This window comes from Lysinibacillus sp. NPDC058147 (assembly GCF_042884205.1).
GTDB lineage: Bacteria > Bacillota > Bacilli > Bacillales_A > Planococcaceae > Lysinibacillus.
The window spans coordinates 1-1311 of sequence record NZ_JBHVUJ010000028.1; the positions used below are offsets into that span (position 1 = coordinate 1).

Here is a 1311-nt window from a genome sequence, read left to right on the forward strand (position 1 = left end):
TTCAAGTATTTTTTAGGTATGGCGCCAGAAGATGACGTGATTGATTCAAGCTCACTCACAAAATTCCGCAAACTTCGTCTTCAAGACGTAAGTTTATTAGATATGCTCATTGGAAAAACAGTTGAAATCGCACTCGAAAAGAACATTATCAAAAGTAAAACAATCATTGTGGACGCAACACATACCAAAGCACGTTATAACCAAAAATCACCGAAAGAATTTTTACAAGAAAAATCAAAACATACCCGCAAAGCAGTGTATCAATTTGATAAATCCATGAAAGAAAAATTTCCAAAGAAGAATACTTCTAACGAAGTCAAAGATGAATTAACTTACTGTGAAAAGTTGATTGCCATTATTGAAAACAAACCACAAATCGCTCATCTACCAGCTGTAAAGGAAAAATTGAACGTGTTAAAAGAAGCTGTAGAAGATACGCAAGAACATCTAAATTATTCAACAGACACTGATGCACGAGTAGGACATAAAACAGCAGACAGTTCTTTCTTTGGTTATAAAACACATTTAGCAATTAGTGATGAACGTATTATTACAGCAGCAGTCGTTACAACAGGTGAAAAATCAGATGGACATTATCTACAAGAACTGATTGAAAAAAGTAAAGTAACAGGAATGGAAGTTGAAACAGTCATCGCTGATACGGCTTATTCAGGGAAAAACAATTTACTTTATACAAAAGAACAAAGCATTCAACTGATTTCTAAGTTAAATCCAATGATTACTCAAAATGGGCGAGCAAACGGAAAAGGATTTGACTTTAATAAAGATGCAGGTTTATTTGTATGTCCAGCAGGACATTTAGCAAATAGAAAAAGTAAAAAACCAGATTCACATCCAGGAGCAAGTGCAAGAATGGTTTATTTTTTTGCCGTTGAAAAATGTAAGGTCTGTCCACTCCGAGAAGGATGTTTTAAAGAAGGTGCAAAAACTAAAACCTATTCTGTTGCCATTAAATCAGAGGAACATTTAGATCAACAAGCTTTTCAAGAAACAGAAGAATTTAAACGCTTAGCTCGAGAACGTTATAAAATCGAAGCAAAAAATAGTGAGTTAAAAAATAAACACGGGTACGATCAAGCATCGGCTGCGGGTTCATTTGGCATGCAAATTCAGGGAGCAACAACGATATTCGCTGTCAATCTAAAAAGAATCTTGAAGCTTCTGAATGGAAAAGGGTAATAAATAGGTGAAAAATTAGGGCGTTTCCTGTTCAAAATTTGAACAAGAAGCGCCCTATCTTTCTCTAAAACGAATTTATTTATAAAAAACGCAAGTTTTTCAGTGCCCTCG

General features: G+C 34.6%; 1 protein-coding gene. It reads left to right on the forward strand.

All coding sequences use genetic code 11. The annotated features are described in order from the left end of the window. On the forward strand, positions 1–1200 hold a 1200-nt coding region (locus ACFVT8_RS24535), incomplete at its 5' end, for an IS1182 family transposase (protein WP_387086441.1). Between the last annotated feature and the right edge of the window lie 111 nt (positions 1201–1311).